At 64.7% G+C, this 17694-nt stretch carries 17 protein-coding genes and 1 other RNA gene; 8 read left to right on the top strand and 10 right to left on the bottom strand.

The features are described 5' to 3' along the window. Positions 1–47: 47 nt before the first annotated feature. Together dapD and HZB49_RS18225 are read left to right on the top strand one after the other, a co-directional pair. Complete coding sequence (gene dapD / locus HZB49_RS18230; protein ID WP_291613839.1) at positions 48–893, top strand: 2,3,4,5-tetrahydropyridine-2,6-dicarboxylate N-succinyltransferase; 846 nt, start codon at positions 48–50, stop codon at positions 891–893. Positions 894–1241: 348 nt separating this feature from the next. Continuing rightward, entirely contained in the window at positions 1242–2804 is a 1563-nt protein-coding gene (locus HZB49_RS18225; protein WP_291613837.1) for a winged helix-turn-helix domain-containing protein, read from the top strand. 57 nt (positions 2805–2861) lie between these two features. Here HZB49_RS18225 and HZB49_RS18220 read toward each other — a convergent pair whose 3' ends face one another. Then, positions 2862–3284, bottom strand: a complete 423-nt coding sequence (locus HZB49_RS18220; protein ID WP_291613834.1) for a GFA family protein — start codon at positions 3282–3284, stop codon at positions 2862–2864. A gap of 26 nt (positions 3285–3310) precedes the next feature. Continuing rightward, the gene (gene mddA, locus HZB49_RS18215) at positions 3311–4087 is read right to left on the bottom strand and encodes a methanethiol S-methyltransferase (RefSeq protein ID WP_291613832.1); all 777 of its coding nucleotides are present in this window, start codon (positions 4085–4087) and stop codon (positions 3311–3313) included. Positions 4088–4239: 152 nt separating this feature from the next. Here mddA and HZB49_RS18210 point away from each other — a divergent pair, with 152 nt between their 5' ends. Next, a complete protein-coding gene (locus tag HZB49_RS18210; RefSeq protein WP_291613830.1) occupies positions 4240–5793 on the top strand; it encodes a winged helix-turn-helix domain-containing tetratricopeptide repeat protein in 1554 nt (517 codons plus the stop codon). Positions 5794–5935: 142 nt separating this feature from the next. Continuing rightward, complete coding sequence (gene dapE, locus HZB49_RS18205) at positions 5936–7090, top strand: succinyl-diaminopimelate desuccinylase (protein WP_291613828.1); 1155 nt, start codon at positions 5936–5938, stop codon at positions 7088–7090. Positions 7091–7288: 198 nt separating this feature from the next. Here the strand turns inward: dapE and truA are convergent, their stop codons facing one another. The 3 genes from truA to def form a co-directional block, all read right to left on the bottom strand. Then, on the bottom strand, positions 7289–8026 hold the full coding sequence (gene truA / locus HZB49_RS18200; RefSeq protein ID WP_291613826.1) for a tRNA pseudouridine(38-40) synthase TruA: 738 nt from the start codon (positions 8024–8026) through the stop codon (positions 7289–7291). Then, positions 8026–8958 carry a methionyl-tRNA formyltransferase gene (fmt, locus tag HZB49_RS18195; RefSeq protein ID WP_291613824.1) on the bottom strand — a complete coding sequence of 311 codons (933 nt, stop codon included), beginning with the start codon at positions 8956–8958 and terminating at the stop codon, positions 8026–8028. The genes truA and fmt overlap by 1 nt, the downstream gene beginning before the upstream one ends. A gap of 151 nt (positions 8959–9109) precedes the next feature. Then, positions 9110–9637, bottom strand: a complete 528-nt coding sequence (gene def, locus HZB49_RS18190) for a peptide deformylase (protein WP_291613823.1) — start codon at positions 9635–9637, stop codon at positions 9110–9112. Positions 9638–9807: 170 nt separating this feature from the next. On the opposite strand from def, the gene rmuC reads away from it, so the two are divergent. Both rmuC and HZB49_RS18180 read left to right on the top strand, forming a co-directional pair. Further along, positions 9808–11013, top strand: coding sequence for a DNA recombination protein RmuC (gene rmuC, locus HZB49_RS18185; RefSeq protein ID WP_291613821.1), 1206 nt, complete (start codon positions 9808–9810; stop codon positions 11011–11013). A gap of 112 nt (positions 11014–11125) precedes the next feature. Continuing rightward, the gene (locus HZB49_RS18180) at positions 11126–12487 is read left to right on the top strand and encodes an MFS transporter (RefSeq protein WP_291613819.1); all 1362 of its coding nucleotides are present in this window, start codon (positions 11126–11128) and stop codon (positions 12485–12487) included. 115 nt (positions 12488–12602) lie between these two features. Here HZB49_RS18180 and HZB49_RS18175 read toward each other — a convergent pair whose 3' ends face one another. The 5 genes from HZB49_RS18175 to ffs form a co-directional block, all read right to left on the bottom strand. Next, positions 12603–13037, bottom strand: coding sequence for a hypothetical protein (locus HZB49_RS18175; RefSeq protein ID WP_291613817.1), 435 nt, complete (start codon positions 13035–13037; stop codon positions 12603–12605). A gap of 24 nt (positions 13038–13061) precedes the next feature. Then, positions 13062–13664, bottom strand: a complete 603-nt coding sequence (gene recR, locus HZB49_RS18170; protein ID WP_291613814.1) for a recombination mediator RecR — start codon at positions 13662–13664, stop codon at positions 13062–13064. A 3-nt stretch (positions 13665–13667) separates the two neighbouring features. Continuing rightward, complete coding sequence (locus tag HZB49_RS18165; protein WP_291613812.1) at positions 13668–13997, bottom strand: YbaB/EbfC family nucleoid-associated protein; 330 nt, start codon at positions 13995–13997, stop codon at positions 13668–13670. 18 nt (positions 13998–14015) lie between these two features. After that, positions 14016–15836, bottom strand: coding sequence for a DNA polymerase III subunit gamma/tau (locus HZB49_RS18160; RefSeq protein ID WP_291613810.1), 1821 nt, complete (start codon positions 15834–15836; stop codon positions 14016–14018). A gap of 103 nt (positions 15837–15939) precedes the next feature. After that, positions 15940–16036: signal recognition particle sRNA small type (ffs, locus tag HZB49_RS18155), an RNA gene on the bottom strand. 224 nt (positions 16037–16260) lie between these two features. On the opposite strand from ffs, the gene HZB49_RS18150 reads away from it, so the two are divergent. Further along, on the top strand, positions 16261–16677 hold the full coding sequence (locus tag HZB49_RS18150) for an HIT family protein (protein WP_291613808.1): 417 nt from the start codon (positions 16261–16263) through the stop codon (positions 16675–16677). A 10-nt stretch (positions 16678–16687) separates the two neighbouring features. Further along, positions 16688–17638 (top strand): NAD(+) diphosphatase, encoded by a 951-nt coding sequence (nudC, locus tag HZB49_RS18145; RefSeq protein ID WP_291613806.1) that lies wholly within the window; start codon positions 16688–16690, stop codon positions 17636–17638. Positions 17639–17694: the final 56 nt, after the last annotated feature.

Genomic DNA, 17694 nt, shown 5'->3' with positions numbered 1-17694 from the left:
TTTCCCGAAAAAGCGACCCGAAAAGCCCGTCCGCCAAGGAAACACCCATGTCCCTCGCCGCCCTCGAAACATCAGTCAATGCCGCGTTCGACGCCCGTGACGGCATTTCGACCGCGACCAAAGGCGAGGTCCGCGACGCCGTGGATCACGCGCTCGAGCTGCTCGACAAGGGCGAGGCGCGCGTCGCCGAGCGCGAGGCCAGCGGCAAGTGGAAGGTCAATCAGTGGCTGAAGAAGGCGGTGCTGCTGTCCTTCCGCCTCAACGACATGGCCCAGATTCCGGGCGGCCCCGGCAAGGCTTCGTGGTGGGACAAGGTGCCCTCGAAGTTCGAGGGTTGGGGCGAGAACCGCTTTCGCGACGCCGGCTTTCGCGCAGTGCCCGGAGCGATCGTGCGCCGCTCGGCCTTCATCGCCCGCAACGTCGTGCTGATGCCCTCCTTCGTCAATCTCGGCGCCTATGTCGATGAAGCCACCATGGTCGATACTTGGTCCACCGTCGGCTCCTGCGCGCAGATCGGCAAGCGCGTGCACATTTCCGGCGGCGTCGGCATCGGCGGCGTGCTCGAGCCGCTGCAGGCCGAGCCCGTGATCGTCGAGGACGACTGCTTCATCGGCGCACGCAGCGAAGTTGCCGAAGGCGTGATCGTGCGCAAGGGCGCGGTGCTTTCTATGGGCGTCTTCCTCGGCGCCTCCACCAAGATCGTCGATCGCGAGACCGGCGAAGTTTTCATCGGCGAGGTGCCGGAATATTCGGTCGTGGTGCCCGGCACGCTGCCGCCGAAGCCCCTGAAGAACGGCCAGCCCGGTCCGGCCACTGCCTGCGCCGTGATCGTCAAGCGCGTCGACGAGCGCACCCGCGCCAAGACCAGCATCAACGAACTGCTGCGCGACTGATTCGGCGCGACAGCGCGACCGGCATCATTTGAATCAAGTCCAACAGGTGCTCGGCAATCGCTTGCACCGATTGCACTGACTTGTGCCTTTAGGGCAACGAACGATCTGCAGTTCAGCCATATTTGCCCGGCATTTCACGCGCGTATATTGACCGTGCGCGACCTCACTGTCGCGGCTTCCCTCGCGCGGGATATTTCGATGGCGTGAACTGGATAGTGGCAAGCACGCCCGGTGAACCATCGGCGTCATCTGCCGACTCAAACAGAGTCATGGATTGACCGCCGTGCTTGAGAATCTGTCCAGTTTTTCTTGAGTAATTCGCGAGTTCTGTTTTGGGATCGACGACGGATGAAGTTTTTCTTTTCAAATCAGGTACTTGACACAGACACGCGGGAGTTGAGCCGGGAGAGCTTGCCGGTCTCGCTGGAGCCGCAGGTGTTCGACCTCGTCGTCCATCTGATGGAAAATCGCGATCGCGTGGTGAGCAAGGAAGAATTGATCGAGAAGATCTGGCGGGGACGGCATGTCGCCGAGTCGACCCTGACCAGCCGAATCAATGCCGCCCGCAAGGCCGTCGGCGACAGCGGCGCCGAGCAGGCGCTGATCCGCACCATCGCGCGCAAGGGATTTCGTTTCGTCGGCGCCGTGCAGACCGCCACGGAAGGAACCACCCAGGCGGAACCCGCAACCGCGCGCCGCGAACTGGAGATGCTGCCGGCCCTCACCGACCGGCCTGGCATCGCCGTGCTGCCCTTCCTCAACATGAGCGGCGACCGCGCGCAGGAGTATTTTTCCGACGGGATCAGCGAGGACATCATCACCGCGCTGTCGAAGCTGCGATGGTTCTTCGTGATCGCGCGCAACTCATCCTTTGTCTACAAGGGCCGCTCGGTCCACATCAACGAGATCGCGCGCGAACTCGGCGTGCGCTACGTCGTCGAAGGCAGCGTGCGCCGCAGCGGCGGCCAGGTGCGCATTTCCGCGCAGCTCAACGATGTAACGACCGGCAGCCATTTGTGGGCCGAGCGCTACGACCGCAGCATCGAGGACGTCTTCGCGGTGCAGGACGAGATCACCGAAGCGATCGTCGCCGCGGTCGAGCCGCATCTGTATGCCGCCGAGAGCTTTCGGGCCCAGCAGAAGCCGCCGGGAAGCCTCGACGCCTGGGATCTCGTGATGCGCGCGCTGTCGCATTACTGGCGGGTGACGCAGCAGGACAACACGGTGGCCCAGGCGCTGCTGGAAAAGGCGATCGAGATCGATCCCCGCTACAGCAAGGCGCTGGGTCTGCTCGCCAACAGCCGCATCTTCGGCGCCCACATGGGCTGGGCCGACATGGCAAGCGTGATGCCGATCGCCACGCGCGAGGCGCTCGCCGCGGTCGAGGCCGACAGCGAGGATGCCTGGGCGCATATCGGGCTCGCCTACTCCTATTTGTTCATGCGACGGTTCGACGACGCGATCGCCGAATTCGAGTTGGCGTTGCGCCTCAATCCCAATTTCGCGTTCTCGCAGGCGTTCTATGCGGTGACGCTGTGCTATGCGGGCCGTTATGAGGAAGGCGACGTCGCCATCCGCCGAGCGCTGCGGCTCAGCCCGCGCGACCCGCTGGCGGCGATCTATCAAGGGGTCGGCGCCTACATCCAGTTCGCCGCCGGCAGATATGAGGAAGCGATCAGGTTCGCGCGCGAGTCGCTGCGGCAGCGCGCGGATTTCGTCGGCGCGCACCGCGTGCTGACGGCGGCGGCCGGCATGGCCGGCGATCGCGAGCTCTCCGCCGTCGCCTTGCAGGGACTGCTGCAGGCGCAGCCGGACATCTCGCTGGAATGGATCGCGCGCGAGCTGCCGATGAAGCAGGCCGAAGATCGCGAGCACTATCTCGACGGCCTGCGCCGGGCCGGGCTGAAATAAAGCAGGAAGGGCGTGCAGCAACGTTGCACGCCCTTCTTCACTGTTCAAAAAGGTTCGCTAATCCGCCACCATCTCGCCGCTGCCGCCGAATTCGGACGGAAAATCCTTCAGCTTGGGCAGGCCGTCGCGCATCGGCAGCACGGTCTCGGCATAGTTGACATGGACCTGCGGCGCGAAGGCAAGCGTGGGGATGGTCGCGACAAACACGTCGACCAGCCCGAGTTGCGGATGATTGGTCATCAGATGACCGCCGCACTTGCTGCAGTATTTGCGTTCGCTGACCGGCGTCCGGGTGTAGGTCGCGACGTGCTCCTCACCGGCGGTGATCAGCACGGCTTGCGGCTTCCACAGGCTGAAGGCATTGACCGGGCCGCCCGACCAGGAGCGGCACGAACGGCAGTGGCAGTATCCCATCGCTTCCGGGGCGCCGTGGACCTCGATTTCCACGGCGCCACAGAAACAGTTGCCGATGTGATTCATGGCTGTCTTCCTCATCTGCGGCCGGCTCACCACGACTTGCGCCAGGGAATCAGCATGGAGACGCGCTGCTTGTACTCGCGGTACTGGTCCCCGAACATCTCGACCAGGTCGCGCTCCTCGAGCCAGATGCCGACCAGGATGTAGGCCGTGATCACCGCAGAGAACAGCAGGTGGCCCACGGTCATGACCGGCGCGGCCCAGACCGCGATGATGAAGCCGAGATAGAGCGGGTGACGCACGAACTTGTAGAGCAGCGGCGTGCGGAAGCGCGGCGGCGCCGCCTGCTTGTCGACGAGATGGTTGACGACCTGCGACAGGCCGAACAGCTCGAAATGGTTGATGAGGAACGTGCTGATGAACACGAGGCCCCAGCCCACGAGCGAGAGTACTGCGACCGCCACCGCCAGGTCGGGATCATCGACCAGCCACACGACAGCCGGAATCGGACGCCACTGCCAGAACAGCAGCAGCAGGCACGCGCTCGACGCCAGCACATAGGTGCTGCGCTCGATCGGCTTGGGAACATACTGCGTCCACCACGCCTTGAAGCCCTTTCGCGCCATCACGCTGTGTTGTACGGCGAACAGCGACATCAGGAGTAGATTGATGGCGACGGCCTCGATCGTGGAAGTGTTGGTGCCGGTGTCGATGGTCTTCGGCACGACCAGCCCCATCACGAAACCGATGGCGTAGAGAATGGTGACGAAGAAGACGAGATAGGATGCCATTCCGTAGAGGAATGCGATGAACTTGAACAATCTGGAGCCCGAGAAATCCGGGCCTATGGTATGGACTTGGGACATGGATAGCTCCGTTGGCAGCACAGTTGCGCCGATGGTGTCGGCAATCGACCGCTGCAAAATGCCGTATTGAGCCGCCCAGGGCTTTTCCGGATGGTTGTCCTTTGCCTGAGATATTCCTGATTTTTGCTTGAGAAGCGGAACCGGAGTGTTTGGTGCGATTTCGCTTTGAAAATCACGAACTTGAGAGCGAGCTACGCGAGCTCAAACGGGACGGCGTGCTGATCCCCATGCAACCGCAGGTATTCGACCTGCTGCTGTTCCTGATCGCGCATCGCGACCGCGTCGTCAGCAAGGACGATCTGGTTGCCGAAGTCTGGGGCAACCGGCCCATTTCGGACTCGGCGCTGAACAGCCGGATCAACGCCGCGCGCAAGGCGCTGCAGGATGACGGCAAGGCACAGCGACTGATCCGCACCATTCCGCGCAAGGGCTTTCGCTTCGTCGGCGAGTGCGTGGAGCTTCCCCCCGCCGCTCAATCCCCCGCGACCGTGCCGGCGCCCGCGGCGGCCACGGTCGCCTCCGACCGCCCGGCGATCGCCGTGCTCGCGTTCAAGAACATGAGCGACGACGAGGAACAGGAATATTTCTGCGACGGCATCAGCGAGGATATCCTGACCGCGCTCTCCAGGGTGCGCTGGTTCTTCGTCATCGCCCGCAATTCCTCCTTCACCTACAAGGGCCGCAACGTCCACATCAGGCAGATCGCGGAGGAACTGAGAGTCCGCTACGTGGTCGAAGGCAGCGTGCGCAAGGCCGGCGACCGTGTCCGCATCTCGGCGCAGCTCAACGACGCCACCACCGAAAGCCACATCTGGGCGGAGCATTTCGACCGCAAACTGGTCGACGTCTTCGCCGTGCAGGACGAGATCACCAACGCGATCGTGGCCGCCCTGGAGCCGCAGATCTATGCGGCGGAGAATTTCCGCGCACAACGCAAGCCGCCGGCGAACCTCGACGCCTGGGACCTCCTGATGCGGGCGCTGTCGCATTACTGGCGCGTGACGCGCGAGGACCATGTGGTGGCGCAGGCGCTGCTGCAGAAGGCAATCGCGATCGATCCGAATTACGGCCAGGCGCTGTCGGTGCTGGCGGCCAGCCACATGTTCGGCGTGCATCTCGGCTGGGCCGAGCTGGCGAAGGCTGCGCCGCTTGCCGAGCAGGCCGCAACGACGGCCGTACAGCTCGACCACGAGGACGCGTGGGCGCACACTGCGCTCGGCAGCGTGTATTTCTCGACGCGAAGACTCGACGACGCGCTGTCCGAGTTCGAGACCGCACTGCGGCTGAATTCCAATTTCTGCCTCGCGCAGGGCTACTACGCGCTGGCGCTGTCCTATGCCGGGCGCACCGAGGATTCCTTCGAGGCCGCGCAGCGCGCCATCCGTCTCAGCCCCCGCGATCCCTCGCTTGCGATCTATTACGGCATCGCCGGCTATGCCCGCTTCATGACGCGGCAATATGACGAGGCGATCGCGCTGGCGCGCGAGGCGATCCGCCACCGCGGCGATCTCACCGGCGCCTATCGCGTGCTCGCGGTCTCCGCCGGCATGAGCGGGGATACGAGCACGGCGGAGATGGCCATCGCCGAGCTTCGCCGCACCCAGCCGAACATCTCGCTGTCGTGGATCGCGACCCAGCTGCCGTGGCGCAATGAAGCCGACCGGGAGCATTATCTGGAGGGGTTCCGCCGCGCCGGGTTGACCTGAACCGGCCCTCCGACAAGATCAACCGGTTTGGAACGAACCCGCTCTTGCCCAAAACCGAACGGCGCTGGGAGCAACACAGCGAGATCGAAATGGTGCCGCACAAAGCTAGTGCTCCGCCGGTTTGGCATGTTAAGTCGGGGGCATGACCGATGCCCTCTCGATTGCTCAATCCCTCGTCCGCTGCCCATCCGTAACCCCGGCCGACGCCGGGGCGCTGGGCGTTCTCGAAACCCTCCTGAAAGAAGCCGGCTTCGAGACCCACCGCGTCACCTTTGGCGAGCCAGGCACGGCCGACATCGACAATCTCTATGCGCGCATCGGCAGCGAGGCGCCGCATATCACCTTTGCCGGCCATACCGACGTAGTCCCGGCGGGCGATGAAAGCGCCTGGACGCATGGCGCGTTCGCCGGCGAGGTGAAGGACGGCATGTTGTACGGCCGCGGCGCGGTCGACATGAAGGGCGGCATCGCCTGCAGCGTCGCTGCCGTGCTGCAATATCTACGTGACAATGGCGGCAAGCCCAAGGGCTCCATTTCATTCCTGATCACCGGCGACGAGGAAGACATCTCGGTCAACGGCACGATAAAACTGCTGCAATGGGTGGCCGCGCGCGGCGAGAAATTCGATCATTGCGTGCTCGGCGAGCCCAGCAACGTGGAGGTGCTCGGCGATTGCATCAAGGTAGGCCGCCGCGGCTCGCAATCCGGCACGCTCTATGTCGACGGCGTGCAGGGCCATGTCGCCTATCCGCATCGCGCCTCCAATCCGGTGCCGGATATTTCGCGGCTGATCGTGGCGATCTCCGACGAGCCGCTCGATCACGGCAGTGCTCAGTTCCAGGCATCCAACCTGGAATTCACCTCGGTCGACGTCGGCAACAGCGCGAGCAACGTCATCCCCGGCCAGGCGCGGGCAAAATTCAACATCCGCTACAACGACCTGCACACGCAGCAGAGCCTGCGCGACCTGGTCGATGTACGGCTGGCGAAAGCCTGCGGCAACCGCATCAAGGCCCGCATCGTCTGGGAGCCGTCGAACTCCAACGTGTTCGTGACCAAGCCCGGCCCGTTCACCGATCTTGCGGTGGCCGCGATCGAGGAAGTCACGGGACGCAAGCCCGAGCTTTCCACCTCCGGCGGCACCTCCGACGCGCGATTCATCTCGAGCTATTGCCCGGTGATCGAGTTTGGCCTGGTCGGCCAGACCATGCACCAGATCGACGAGCGCACGCCGGTGGCAGATCTGGAGAAGCTGACGAAGATCTACCGCTGCGTGCTGGATCGGTATTTTGCTTAGCGTCTATCCGCAAAGAAGGGGCCTCACTTCTCCCTCTCCCCGCTCTTGCGGGGAGAGGGTTGGGGTGAGGGGCTGCTTCAGCATATTCGTTGGCAAAGAGGACTCGCGGAGAGTCCCCCTCACCCGGATCGCATCTCCGATGCGATCCGACCTCTCCCCGCAAGCGGGGCGAGGTGAAGAGAACAACGCGTCGACTCGCTAATAATCCACCCGCACCAGATACAGCCCCTCGGGCGGTGCGACGGGGCCGCAGGCGGCGCGGTTGCGGGCGGCGAGTGCGGCGTAAAGGTCGTCGGCGCTCCAGCGGCCCTCGCCGACCCAGACCAGCGAGCCCACCATCGAGCGCACCTGGCTGTGCAGGAACGAACGCGCCGAGGTGAGGATCCTTATCTCGGTGCCGTCGCGGATCACGTCGAGCTGGTCGAGTGTTTTTTCCGGCGACCTCGCCTGGCACTCGGTGTCGCGGAAGGTCGTGAAATCATGCTTGCCGAGCAGGCGCTGCGCGGCGGCGTGCATGGCGTCGCTGTCGAGACGCCGCGGCACGCGCCAGATGCGACCGACATCGAGCGCGAGGTTCGCCCGCGTATTGGCGATGCGATAGAGGTAGTGGCGCCTGACCGCGGAAAAGCGCGCCTCGAAGTCGCCGGGCACGATTTCGACCGCCAGCACTGCAACCGGGTTCGGACGCAGATGCGCGTTGAGCGCATCGCGCAGGCGGCTCGCCGTGAAAGGCTTTGCGATGTCGCAATGGGCGACCTGGCCGAGCGCGTGCACGCCGGAGTCGGTGCGGCCGGCGCCGTGCACGCGCACGTCCTCGCCGCAGGTCGCCTTGACCGCCGCTTCCAGCACGCCCTGCACCGTCGGATGATCGGGCTGCAGCTGCCAGCCGGCAAACGGCGCGCCGTCATACTCGATGGTGAGCTTGTAGCGGGGCATCAGGAGAACCGCAGCGGCGGTTTCAGCGGGGTGCCGCGCAGGAAATCGGCGGTCTTCATCGGTGCCTTGCCGGCGCGCTGCAGTTCGACGATGCGGATCGCGCCGTCGCCACAGGCGATCGTGAGCTGGTCGTCGAGCAATGTACCGGGCGCACCCGTGCCCTTCGCAGGCTCGCAGCGCAGAAGCTTCACCCGTGCCGCTTCACCATCGACCGGCACTTCGCTCCACGCGCCGGGAAACGGCGAGAGGCCGTGGATGTGCCTGAGCACGGCGGGCGCCGGCTTGCTCCAGTCGATCTTCGCTTCCGCCTTCTCGATCTTGGCGGCGTAGGTGACGCCCGCCTCGCTTTGCTTCGTCAGCCGCAAGCTGCCGCGCTCCAGTGCCGCCATCGAGCGCACCATCAGGTCGGCGCCGAGCCGCGCCAACGCGTCGTGCGCATCCGATGCAGTCATCTTGTCGGTAATCGTCAGCCGCTCGACCATCGCAACGTCGCCGGTGTCGAGGCCGACGTCCATCTTCATCACCATCACGCCGGTCTCGGCATCGCCGGACATCACTGCGCGATTGATCGGCGCGGCGCCGCGCCAGCGCGGCAGCAGCGAGGCATGCAGATTGAAGCAGCCGAGTTTCGGCGCATCGAGAATGGCCTGGGGCAGGATCATGCCGTAGGCAACCACCACGGCGGCGTCGGCGTCATGCGCGCGGAATTCGTCCTGCGCCTCGGGAGTCTTGAGGGACGACGGCGTCAGCACGGGAATGCCGAGACGGCGCGCTTCCTGTTCGACCGGCGTCGGCTGCAGCTTCATGCCGCGCCCGGCGGGCTTTGGCGCGCGGGTATAGACGGCGGCGATCTCGTGGCCATGGGCGACGAGTTCGAGCAGCGTCGGCACCGCGAAATCAGGCGTGCCCATGAAGATCAGACGAAGCGGCATTTGAGCGCCCTGGTTTGTTCGTCATGGCCGGGCTCGCCCCGGCCATCCACGTCTTTGGTCCCGCGAGAAAGCAAGTCGTGGATGCCCGGGATATTGGCGCATAGACGCGCTTCGCGCTTAAGCCCGGACATGACGGCGGATAAAGCGGGGCCTACTCCCCGGCGCGCTTGGCGGCCTTGGCGAACTTCTTCAGCACGCGGTCGCGCTTCAGCTTGGAGAGATAATCGACGAACAGCACGCCGTTGAGATGATCGATCTCGTGCTGGATGCAGGTGGCGTAGAGGCCTTCGGCGTCCTCTTCGTGCACCTTGCCGTCGAGATCGGTGAAGCGCACGCGCACGCGCGCGGGGCGCTCGACCTCCTCGTAATATTCGGGGATCGAGAGGCAGCCTTCCTCGTAGACCGACAGCTCTTCGGAGCGCGCAACGATCTCCGGATTGATGAAGACGCGCGGCTTCGGCGCGGTCTCGCCATTCTCGTCGCGCTTGGCCAGATCCATGGTGATCAGCCGCAACGGCTGCGCGACCTGGATCGCGGCAAGCCCGATGCCGGGCGCTTCATACATGGTCTCCAGCATGTCGTCGGCGAGCCTGCGGATTTCCGCTGTCACCTTCTCGACAGGTTTCGACACCAGCCGCAACTGCTTGTCCGGCAGGATGATGATCTCTCTGATGGCCATGAAGCGCGATTTAAGGGCTTGATTTGCCGGGGTCAATGCGGGCCGGCGCCCGTTAACCCCGCGCTAACCATGATTTTTAGGGCGGCGTTAACCATAAAAATTAGCGCCCCATTAACCATAAATGTTCCCTCTTCGTTCGCGCGGGTGGCCGAATCGGGTTACAAGGCGGCATGAACGAGATTCTTTTCCTGATCGGCGACTGGCCGGTCCGCGTCGCCGACGGCCTGATCGGCATCAGCGCGCTCGCACTCATCCTGCTGCTGGCGCTGGTGATCGTCGTCGCCAAATCGGGCCGGCGCGGTGCGGAGCTCGCCATGGCGCAAGCCATCCGCGCCGACGAGCTGGAAGAGCGGCTTTCCGACATGCTGCGCGCCCAGAGCGAATCCACCGGCCGGGTCGATGCGATGGCGCAGGCGCTCGCCGGCCGGCAGGCCGACATGGCGCGCGCGGTCAACGAACGGCTCGATTCGGTGACCCATCGCGTCGGCCAGTCGATGGAAGCGACCACGCGCAACACGATGGACAGTCTCCGCAAGCTGCACGAGCGGCTCGGCATCATCGATAATGCGCACAAGAACCTCACCGACCTGACGACGCAGGTGACGACCTTGCGCGACGTGCTCGCCAACAAGCAGTCGCGCGGCGCGTTCGGCCAGGCGCGGATGGAAGCGATCGTCCAGGACGGTATGCCCAAGGGCTCCTACGAATTCCAGTTCACGCTGACGTCAGGCAAGCGGCCGGACTGCGTGGTGTTCCTGCCCGACCAGCGCCCGCTCTGCATCGATGCGAAATTTCCGCTGGAGGCGATGACGGCGCTGCACGATGCGCGCAGCGACGAAGAGCGCCGCATCGCCGCGCAGCGCCTGCGCACCGACATTCTGAAGCATGTCAGCGATATTGCTGAAAAATACCTGGTCACCGGTGAGACCCAGGACACCGCGCTGATGTTCGTGCCGTCGGAATCGGTCTACGCCGAAATCCACGACGGGTTCGACGACGTCATCCAGAAGGCCTATCGCGCCCGCGTCGTGCTGGTGTCGCCGTCGCTATTGATGCTGGCGATCCAGGTAATGCAGCAGATCCTGAAGGACGCCCGTATCCGCGACGCCGCCGACCAGATCCGCAACGAGGTGATGCACCTCGGCGACGATCTCGGCCGACTCAGGGATCGCGTGTTGAAGCTGCAAAAGCATTTTGGCGACGTCAACGAGGACGTCCGCCAGATCCTGATCTCCGCCGACAAGATCGAAAAGCGCGCCGGGCGCATCGAGGAGCTGGATTTTTCCAAGGAGCCGCCGGCTGAGGCCCCGCGGCTGGTCAAAGGCGCCGCCGAGCTGTTCCCGCTGCCGCCGCGCAAGCTGCAGGCGGGGGAGTAGTAAGGTCGCGTAGGATGGGTAGAGCGCAGCGAAACCCATCACCTTGGTTGGTGGGTTTCGCTGCGCTCTACCCACCCTACGAATTCCCGCAGAATCTGCTACCAACGGTCCCATGACCGCTCCCGACACCTCCGCCGAAAACGCATCCCCCGACCGGCCCTCCTGGCGCGAAAGCCTCACCGTCTACCTGCAGCCGCGCGTGCTGATCGTGCTGCTGCTCGGCTTTTCCTCCGGCCTGCCGCTGGCGCTGTCGGGATCGACACTGCTGGTGTGGATGCGCGAGGCCGGCGTCGACCTCGGCACCATCGGGCTGTTCGCGCTGGTCGGCACGCCCTACACGCTGAAATTTCTCTGGGCCCCGCTGGTCGATGCACTGCATGTGCCGGTCTTCACGCGCGCCTTCGGCCGCCGCCGCGGCTGGCTGGTATTTTCGCAACTGCTGCTGATCGGCGCGATCCTGCTGCTGGCGTTGACCGACCCGGCGCGCTCGCCGCTGTTCGTGGCGCTCGGCGCGCTGCTCGTCGCGACGATGTCGTCGACCCAGGACATCGTGGTCGACGCCTTCCGCGTCGAAAGCCTGCCCGAGAACGAGCAGGCCGCCGGCATGGCCTCCTACGTCGCGGCTTACCGGATCGGCATGCTGGTCTCCACCGCCGGCGTGCTGTTCCTGGTCACCGCTTTCGAATCCACCGGCATCGGCCGCACCTCGGCCTGGATGTGGGGCTATGTGAGCATGGCGGCGCTGGTCTTGATCGGCACGCTGACGGCGCTTGCCGCCACCGAGCCCGAGCAGTCCGCCCGCGCGGAAGCGGCCACCCGCTCGGAGAGCGCATTCTCGCGCGTCCTGCACGCGGCGATCGGCGCCTTCTCGGAATTCCTGACCCGAAAGGATGCGCTCACCGCACTCGCCTTCGTGGTGCTCTACAAGTTCACCGACGCCTTCTCCGGCACCATGACCGCGCCGTTCGTGATCGACCTCGGCTTCACCCGCAATGACTACGCCGGCATCGTCAAGGGCGTCGGTCTGGCCGCTACCCTGATCGGCGGCTTTGCGGGAGGCTATGTGGCGCGGCGCTATTCGCTGGTCACGAGCCTGTGGATCGGCGGCCTGCTGCAGGCCACCTCCAACCTGGCATTCGCCTGGCTTGCCCATGTCGGCGTCAACCAATGGGCGCTGGCACTTGCCATCTCGGTGGAGAATTTCACCGGCGCGATCGGCACCGTGATCTTCGTCGCCTACCTGTCGGCGCTGTGCCAGAATCCCCTGCACACCGCGACACAATACGCATTGCTCACCGCGCTGTCCGCGGTCGGACGTACCTACCTGTCCTCAGGCGCGGGCTATGTGGCGGCGGCAACGGGCTGGCCGCTGTTCTTCGCGATCTCCGTTCTGGTGGCAGTGCCGAGCTTGCTTCTGCTGGCCCTTCTGCAGAAGCGCGGGCATTTCGATGCGCTGGGACCGGTAAGGGTCTGATCCAAGCTGTCATCACCCGCGAATGCGGGTGATCCGGTATTCAAGAGGCGCTTGAAATAGAAGCGAGAGGCCGCGGCGTACTGGCTCGCCCGGTCAAGCCTGGCGATGACACCTCTTACTGCTTCACCACGCTCCATTTGGTGATGATGGCCTCGGTCATTTGCCCCGCGGCCTGCGCGCAGGATACTTCGTCCACCTTCACGGAAATGGACTTGCCGACAAAGCCCTTCAGCTGTGCCGCCTGCGCGTCGCTGGTGGTGACGAGTTGGAACGTCTCCGGACCCGTCTCGAGGTTGCATAGCCCGTTCGGAGGCGGCAGCCGGCGCGGCTCCGAGGTGATCTGGTAGGTCGCGGCCTTGCCGCGCTTGCCGCGCGTCTTGATGGTGGTGAGCTCGCCGGACAGGACGTCGCCGGCATTGATCAGCTTGCCGGGCTTCGACGGTGCGGGTTCCGCTGGCTGCGCGGATTGGGCGGAGGCAGCAGGCGCCGCGAAGGCCATCGCCATGAGCAACGCAAAGCCCCAGCGTCCGCCGAATCGTCGTTTCGTCATTTCCAGTTCCGTATGTCGAGAGAATTAGAACAGCGTGCGCTGCCGCATGGCAGCCGATAGCGTACCTTCGTCCAGATAATCAAGCTCTCCGCCGACCGGCACGCCGTGCGCCAGCCTGGTCACCCGCACATTGGCGTCCTGCAGGAGGTCGGTGATGTAATGCGCGGTGGTCTGGCCGTCCACCGTCGCATTGAGCGCCAGCACGATCTCCTTCACCGGTTCCTCATGTGCGCGCGCCACCAGCGCATCGATGGACAGGTCCTGCGGGCCGACGCCGTCGAGCGGCGACAGCGTGCCACCCAGCACGTGATAGCGGCCGTTGCCGGCATTCGCCCGTTCCAGCGCCCAGAGGTCGGCGACATCGGCGATGACGACGATGATCGAGGGGTCGCGGCGCGGATCGGTACACACCGTGCAGGGGTTTTGCGTGTCGATATTGCCGCAGGTCTTGCACACCTGGATTTTCTCGATCGCGACCTGCAGCGCCGACGCAAGCGGCGTCATCAGCGCCTCGCGCTTCTTGATCAGGTGCAGCGCCGCGCGCCGCGCCGAGCGCGGGCCAAGCCCGGGCAGCCGCGCAAGCAGCTGGATCAGGCGTTCGATCTCGGGACCGGCAACCGCGGGCATAGGTCAGGAACCGAAGCCCCCGAGCAAACCCGGCGGCAGGCCGAGCCCGCCGGCCAGCGACTGCATCTTCTCCTGCATCGCGATTTCCGCCTTGCGCTTGGCGTCATTGAACGCGCTGACCACCAGATCCTCGACGATCTCTCGCTCTTCCGGCTTCATCAGCGACGGATCGATCTTCACCGCCTTCACTTCCATCTTCGCCGTCATGCGCACCGATACCATGCCGCCGCCGGAAATGCCCTCGACCTCGACATTGCCGAGTTCGTCCTGCATCGCCTGCATTTTCGATTGCAGCTGCGCGGCCTGCTTCATCATGCCGAGAAAATCAGCCATTGCTCTTTCCTTGTCAGATCAGTCGTCGTCGCTGTCGGGCATTTCCGCGGGATCGTCAGCGATAAGATCGGATTCCGGCAGCTCCGCGGCAAGGCGGCGAACCTCAACGACCCTGGTGCCGGGAAAACGTGCGAGCACCTCCTGCACGCGCGGATCGGCTTCGGCCGCGCGCTCGCGCGCGCTCTTCTCGGCGAGATTCTGCGAGCGCACCGTCGGATGGCCGGCCTCGTTGGAGACGATCACGGTCCAGCGCCGCCCGGTCCATAATTCGAGCTTACGCGAGAGATCGTTGACGAGCCCGCGCGAGGCGTTGGGCTCCAGCGCGATCTCGAGCCTGCCGTCCTCGATGCGTACCAGCCGCATGTCGGCTTCCAGCGCGCTCTTGGTCATGAGATCGCGCTTCTCGCCGGCGAGCGCGATGAGCTGCGGAAAACTGGAGATGCGCAACACCGGCGCGGATTGCGGCTCGACGCTCGCCATCGGCTGCGGGCGGGCCTCGGCGTTGGCGCGAGGCGAGGAAACCGGCGCACGGGCCGGAGAGGACGGCATCGCCGACACGGTCGAAGCCGGCGCGCCGCGCGGCGCGGCACTGCTCGAGGCCACCGGCGACGATCCGCCGTTCTGCTCGATCATCCGGATCGCCTCATCCGGCGTCGGCAAATCGGCGACATAGGCAATCCGCACCAGCACCATCTCGGCGGCCGCAGCGGGGCGCGTCGCGGTCTGCACCTCGGTAATGCCCTTGAGGAGCATCTGCCACATTCGCGACAGCACCCGCATCGAGAGCTTTGCCGCGAATTCGCGGGCGCGCACGCGCTCGGTCTCGCCGAACGTGACATTATCCGCGGTGGCCGGCACGATCTTCACGCGGGTGACGAAGTTGACGAATTCGGCCAGATCCGACAGCACCACGATCGGATCGGCGCCGACGTCATACTGCTCGCGGAATTCCTTGAACGCGCCGGCGATATCGCCGCCGGCGAGCTTTTCAAAGAGGTCGATGACGCGGGTGCGATCGGCCAGTCCCAGCATCTGCCGCACGGCGTCGGCACGAACTGTGCCAGCGGCATGCGCGATGGCCTGGTCGAACAGCGACAGCGAATCGCGCACCGAGCCTTCGGCAGCGCGCGCAATGATGCCGAGCGCTTCGCCCTCGACCTCGACGCCTTCCTTCCTGGCGATGTTGGACAGATGCCCCATCAGCACGTCGGCCTCGACGCGGCGCAGGTCAAAACGCTGGCAGCGCGACAGCACCGTGACCGGCACCTTGCGGATCTCCGTCGTGGCGAACACGAACTTGGCGTGCTCCGGCGGCTCCTCCAGCGTCTTGAGGAAGGCGTTGAACGCCGCCGTCGAGAGCATGTGGACTTCGTCGATGATATAGACCTTGTAACGCGCGCTAGCCGGCGCATAGCGCACGCTGTCATTGATCTGGCGCACATCGTCGACGCCGGTGTGGGAGGCTGCGTCCATCTCCAGCACGTCCATGTGCCGGCTTTCCATGATCGCCTGGCAATGCACGCCGAGCTTCGGCATGACGATGGTCGGCCCCTTCACGGAACCATCCGGCAATTCGTAGTTCAGCGCACGGGCAAGAATGCGGGCAGTGGTGGTCTTGCCGACCCCGCGCACGCCGGTGAGGATCCAGGCCTGCGGAATGCGCCCGGTCTCGAATGCATTCGAGACGGTGCGGACCATGGCCTCCTGGCCGATCAGATCCTCAAAGCTGGAGGGACGGTATTTCCGTGCCAGCACCCGGTACGGCCTGGCGGCATCCGGCTGACCGCCGAGATCGAAGCCGCCCTGGCCTTCAGGAGGGGGAGCGCCAGCATCGGTCATCGGTCGATCCGCAATTGATAATCTCTCGTGGCCTGATTGCGGAAAGGAGCACGCGCCGGACGGGCAAGGGCCCGCTCCCAGCGCGATTCGCTCGAAAAAACAGGTGGGAGACTGACGAGCGACCCGATCCGAACCTCGTTAGGGCTGCTTCCTTCCGGACCTGACCCGGTTGGCGAGTGGCTCGTCCACCGCCAATCTCCCGGTCCCTATTTGGAGCCAAAAAGGCCGGAAAGCAAGCGCTCCCCCGCTGTCATACCCCGCGGAAGCGGGGTATCCAGTAATCGCCGGCCCCGCCGTAAACAGAGGAGCCGCGGCGTACTGGATCACCCGCTTTCGCGGGTGATGACGCCTTGATATGACACAGACAGTGCCCTCCAGAAGGCACTCTTTTGGACCCGGCTGAAATCGGGTTTGGGAACCAAGAATGCCCGCCGCCTGGTCGCTGCATCCCCAGCTCACCCAAGACACCATCGACATCGGCGATCTGCCGTTGTGCCGCGTGCTCGTGATCAAAGACGCTAACTATCCCTGGCTGTTGCTGGTGCCGCGCCGAGAGGGCGCGATAGAGATCATCGACCTCGACGAGGTCGCGCAAGCGCAGCTGACGACGGAAGTGTCGCGCGTCGCGCGCGCGCTGAAGGAGATCACCAAATGCGACAAGCTGAATATTGCCGCCCTCGGCAATGTGGTGCCGCAGCTCCACGTTCACGTCATTGCCCGCCGCAAGAACGATGCGGCCTGGCCGCGCCCGGTCTGGGGCGTGGTGCCGCCGCTCGCGCATGACGCGACGGAAGTACAGAATTTCATCAGCGCGCTTCGCCGCAAAATCTGGCTAGGTTGAGAACAAGAAAATGTCCGCATTCGACAAATATCCGCTGGGCAAGCCCGCCTTCGTCACCCATGTCCTCGATCGCGCCGCACATCTGCGCACCAATGACGAGAAACTGTTCGCGCTCGAAGGCCAGCAAAATGCGCGGGCCTATGTGGTCTACCGCGACTCGCTGGTCATGAAACAGGAGGAGGCCGGCCCCCGCGCGCTGCTCTCGATCAAGGAAGCTCTCGGCTATGGCGCCAATCCCGGCACGATCTTCCTGGGCCTGCGCGACGGTGCGCCGATCTTCGGCATGGGCATTTCGCCTCCTGCTGCGGAAAAGCTGGTCGGCCGCAATGACGTCGCGGTGACGGAATTGCGCGGCATGGCGATGCAGGGCCTGGTGCCGCTGGAGCAATTGTCGGCGATTGCGATGGCGAAATCGCTCGTGACCTGGCATCAGCGCCACGGCTTCTGCGCCAATTGCGGGCAGCGCACCTCCATGAAGGAAGGCGGCTGGAAGCGCGATTGCGCGAGCTGCAAGGCCGAGCACTTTCCGCGCACCGACCCCGTCGTGATCATGTTCGTGAGCTCGGGCGACAAGGCGCTGCTCGGCCGGCAGAAGCAGTTCATGCCCGGCATGTATTCCTGCCTCGCCGGTTTCGTCGAAGCCGCGGAAACCATCGAGGACGCCGTTGCCCGCGAGATTTTCGAGGAATCCGGCATCCGCGTCACCGACGTGAATTACTACATGACGCAGCCATGGCCCTATCCGTCGTCGCTGATGATCGGCTGCACCGCGCGGGCGCTCAACGAGGATATCGTCGTGGATCGCAACGAGCTCGAAGAGGCGCGCTGGTTCGACCGCGCGGAACTGGAATTGATGCACAAGCGCGAGCATCCCAACGGTCTGTTTGCGGCACATCCCTTTGCGATTGCGCATCATCTGATCGGCCAGTGGCTGCATGGCGGGAAGGCCGGAGGCGCATAGCGGGAACCGGCGCATGTCTTGCTCGATTGTCTCGGGAGCTTGAACGGACATGGCGG

Origin of the sequence: Bradyrhizobium sp. (assembly GCF_016219575.1) — a bacterium.
GTDB lineage: Bacteria > Pseudomonadota > Alphaproteobacteria > Rhizobiales > Xanthobacteraceae > Bradyrhizobium.
The sequence above is the reverse complement of the archived record's forward strand: the minus strand, read 5'-3'. Positions and strand labels throughout refer to the sequence as shown.

What these genes read in the sequence shown, in the direction of transcription:
- HZB49_RS18175 (WP_291613817.1), bottom strand. Translation starts at nt 13,037, where the DNA reads ATGACGAAACGACGATTCGGCGGACGCTGGGGCTTTGCGTTGCTCATG.
- recR (WP_291613814.1), bottom strand. Translation starts at nt 13,664, where the DNA reads ATGCCCGCGGTTGCCGGTCCCGAGATCGAACGCCTGATCCAGCTGCTT.
- dapD (WP_291613839.1), top strand. Translation starts at nt 48, where the DNA reads ATGTCCCTCGCCGCCCTCGAAACATCAGTCAATGCCGCGTTCGACGCC.
- dapE (WP_291613828.1), top strand. Translation starts at nt 5,936, where the DNA reads ATGACCGATGCCCTCTCGATTGCTCAATCCCTCGTCCGCTGCCCATCC.
- truA (WP_291613826.1), bottom strand. Translation starts at nt 8,026, where the DNA reads ATGCCCCGCTACAAGCTCACCATCGAGTATGACGGCGCGCCGTTTGCC.
- mddA (WP_291613832.1), bottom strand. Translation starts at nt 4,087, where the DNA reads ATGTCCCAAGTCCATACCATAGGCCCGGATTTCTCGGGCTCCAGATTG.
- nudC (WP_291613806.1), top strand. Translation starts at nt 16,688, where the DNA reads ATGTCCGCATTCGACAAATATCCGCTGGGCAAGCCCGCCTTCGTCACC.
- fmt (WP_291613824.1), bottom strand. Translation starts at nt 8,958, where the DNA reads ATGCCGCTTCGTCTGATCTTCATGGGCACGCCTGATTTCGCGGTGCCG.
- HZB49_RS18180 (WP_291613819.1), top strand. Translation starts at nt 11,126, where the DNA reads ATGACCGCTCCCGACACCTCCGCCGAAAACGCATCCCCCGACCGGCCC.
- HZB49_RS18165 (WP_291613812.1), bottom strand. Translation starts at nt 13,997, where the DNA reads ATGGCTGATTTTCTCGGCATGATGAAGCAGGCCGCGCAGCTGCAATCG.
- HZB49_RS18160 (WP_291613810.1), bottom strand. Translation starts at nt 15,836, where the DNA reads ATGACCGATGCTGGCGCTCCCCCTCCTGAAGGCCAGGGCGGCTTCGAT.
- HZB49_RS18225 (WP_291613837.1), top strand. Translation starts at nt 1,242, where the DNA reads ATGAAGTTTTTCTTTTCAAATCAGGTACTTGACACAGACACGCGGGAG.
- HZB49_RS18150 (WP_291613808.1), top strand. Translation starts at nt 16,261, where the DNA reads ATGCCCGCCGCCTGGTCGCTGCATCCCCAGCTCACCCAAGACACCATC.
- HZB49_RS18220 (WP_291613834.1), bottom strand. Translation starts at nt 3,284, where the DNA reads ATGAATCACATCGGCAACTGTTTCTGTGGCGCCGTGGAAATCGAGGTC.
- rmuC (WP_291613821.1), top strand. Translation starts at nt 9,808, where the DNA reads ATGAACGAGATTCTTTTCCTGATCGGCGACTGGCCGGTCCGCGTCGCC.
- def (WP_291613823.1), bottom strand. Translation starts at nt 9,637, where the DNA reads ATGGCCATCAGAGAGATCATCATCCTGCCGGACAAGCAGTTGCGGCTG.